Genomic DNA, 2,896 nt, shown 5'->3' with positions numbered 1-2,896 from the left:
CTGGCAGTTCAAGCCCCATGGCTTCAGCTTCTTCAGCCGCGATTTTCATATCTTTGATGAAATGCTTTATGTAGAATCCTGGCTCGAAATCGCCATTGATGATGCGCGGCGCCAAATTGGACAGCGACCATGAACCCGCCGCGCCGGATGAAATCGACCGCAGCACCTGTTCCGGATCAAGCCCCGCTTTTTTCGCGTAGATCAGCGATTCGCAGACACCGACCATATTGGAAGCGATGATGATCTGGTTGCACATTTTCGTATGCTGGCCGGCACCCGCAGCCCCTTGATAGACGATATTCTGTCCCAGCAATTCGAATAACGGCAAAACCTCTTGGAAAACTACCTCTTCTCCGCCGACCATGATTGACAAGGTGCCATTCTGTGCCCCTATATCGCCGCCAGACACCGGGGCATCCAACGATTTCACCCCTTGATCCTTAGCCGCTTCGTAAATCCGCTGCGCCAGTTTTGGCTGTGACGTTGTCATATCGACCACTACAGTTCCTTGTTTAGCGCCTGCCAAGATGCCGTTATCGCCGAAGTAGACTTGTTCGACATCCGATGGGTATCCGACCATCGTGAACAATGTCTCTGCATGTTCCGCTGCCTGCCGCGGCGACTCCATTAGCTTTGCCCCTAAAGCCACAAGGTTCTCCGCTTTCTTTGCCGTCCGTGTATAAATCGCCACTTCATGGCCAGCCTGCAATAAATGTTTGACAAGGCTATTGCCCATGACACCAGTCCCTATAAATCCAATCTTCATATGCATTCACTCCTTCTCTATATTACCAGTTTAGCAAAAATCTTCTGTTAATTCACATAAATATTAAGCAACCCTGATCGCTGGCCCAAAAAATGCGCAAAAAAAAGAAGCCGATCCGCTATTCGGACCGACCACAAAAGGGGGAAATGAGAATGTTGCTGTGTTCAAGTATACTATGCCCCGTCTATCAAAAGCTTAAACCTTTTCTTTGAAATTCTTTTCTGAAAGCTGCTCGATTTCTTGCAAGAAAGGATTTGCTTCAGCGGCCGAAACTTCCCCTTGGCCATACCGAACAAATTCATATGTTGCAAAAAACTTTTCGGATGCTTGCCACCCCATACGCGCTGTCCATTCCCGGACAGTCTCAGAAGCGAAGCGGCCATATCCAGCTGCTTCAGCCTGCCGCTCGAAATCACGGTACACTGCCCGGATATGCTGCAGGTCCACTGGCGCAGCAGGAATATCGTCTTGATGCTCGTGATCTGAGTTTATGGCAGCGCTATTCATGTTCATCCGTTCAATTGGCAGATGCTGCCCTAATTTAGGCTCTGTTTTATCCGGACGCCATTTCTTGAGCCATAGCACCAGAGCGGCGGCTATCCCCAATAGCAATATGGCCAACATCACTTCAACCGGAAAATCGGCGGCAGCCGGCACTGACTCCAGCTCGTTTTTATCCGCTGTTTGAGAAGGCCCCATTTTATCGATGGTTTGCTGGGCTTGTTCTGAGTTTGACAAAGCCGATAGCGAAACGCCCAATTTTTCCATCAGCCTGGAAAATGGCCATAGCACCAAATGCAGCAGCCAGCCTGCGGCAGCCCCTGCTCCTTGCCTGGCGTTTTCCGCGATAATATAGACCAGCCATGCTGAAAAGGCGCTTGCAGCCAGTACAATGCCTCCTGCTGCCGCAAGCTGCGATAAAGCGACGCCTTCCGGCAGATGCTTCAAATACCGGTAGCACAAGCTGAGAAGCACATTCAGGACAATTGCCGCTGCGAAAAGCGTATACAGGATCCGTTCCGTTTCTTGTGCGGGGTTGAACATTGTTGTTAGCATAGCAATTGCAAACAACACGACGATTAATAACATCGGTTTGCTAAGTGCTTCACCGCCATCTTCGCTTCCTGAAAAACGGGCGTGCAGACGATTAATGGCAGCCAGCATCAATGCAGCGGCTAGCCATAACGGACATCCGATCAGCAATCCCCCCAGTGCGGCTGCTCCGGCGATGGCAGCTGCCAACCAAACATTATAAGAAAGCTTCCCAAACAGCCAGAAAGCGGACAACGCAGCGGCAAAACTCAACAGCGGCCAGAACAGCAGCATGGGATGCAGCGCTTCATCGGTCAAAATGACAGCGATAAACGAAATGGCGAAAGCATCCATCACAAATTTGGAGGCGGCATTAAAACGGCTGCTCATGCTGGTTCCCTCCCTTGGCGGCTTTTCAATACAGCCAGCTGGGTTCGTTTGCCCCATTTTGCTGTGATGAGGGCGATATCAGCCTTCTCATCGGTCAGCACATATGCCGTAGAAGGCAGTCCATCATGCCGCTCCAAATGGTTCGCCATTGCATTGAATGGCATTGTGGAATGGTCCTTTGACAATACAGCCAGCAGTTCCAATGCTTTCTGCCTCTGCTTCTGGCCTTCCCCTGATGGAAGGTAAAGGTAAGGAACCGCCCCTGCTGCACGAACATTTACAGCCAGCGCGTACGGAATGCCTGCCCGGTAACAGCTTTCAATGTAGGAAGCCAATTCTTCTGCCCGTTCTTCCAAATTCGGGATTGTCGCGTAATGCGAAGCGACGTTCACCGCGAACAGCACCGATTCGTTCGCTACTTGGGTGAAAATTTTGGTCTGATAACTTTGCATACGGGCGCTCGCCTTCCAATGGATGTGGTGGAATTGGTCAGTCGGGAGATATTCCCTTGTGCCCACGGGCTGAAACGGATCATCAAACAGCGTGTGATTCAAATTGAAATAGCCGGCTTTTTGGCTGGAAGGCCTGTTGTGGAATGGGAAATTCCTCAGTTTTGGATAAACCATTTGTTCCTGCAGCAGCCGGTCCTGATACTCCAGCAGCACATGGCCGTCGCCGAATGGCAAAGGAATGTCCAATTCCATTTTT

Annotated in this window: 3 protein-coding genes; all 3 read right to left on the bottom strand. The window is 50.6% G+C overall.

The window, feature by feature from the left end:
• A partial coding sequence (locus tag EGV91_RS17085; RefSeq protein WP_135505873.1) for an NAD(P)-dependent oxidoreductase occupies positions 1-766 on the bottom strand: 766 nt, incomplete at its 3' end.
• 195 nt (positions 767-961) lie between these two features.
• Positions 962-2,188, bottom strand: a complete 1,227-nt coding sequence (locus EGV91_RS17080) for a DUF4129 domain-containing protein (RefSeq protein WP_158290638.1) — start codon at positions 2,186-2,188, stop codon at positions 962-964.
• On the bottom strand, positions 2,185-2,896 hold a 712-nt coding region (locus EGV91_RS17075; protein WP_135505869.1), incomplete at its 5' end, for a DUF58 domain-containing protein. The genes EGV91_RS17080 and EGV91_RS17075, both read right to left, overlap by 4 nt.

This window comes from Planococcus koreensis, assembly GCF_004761975.1.
In the GTDB taxonomy this organism is placed as follows: domain Bacteria; phylum Bacillota; class Bacilli; order Bacillales_A; family Planococcaceae; genus Planococcus; species Planococcus koreensis.
The sequence above is the reverse complement of the archived record's forward strand: the minus strand, read 5'-3'. Positions and strand labels throughout refer to the sequence as shown.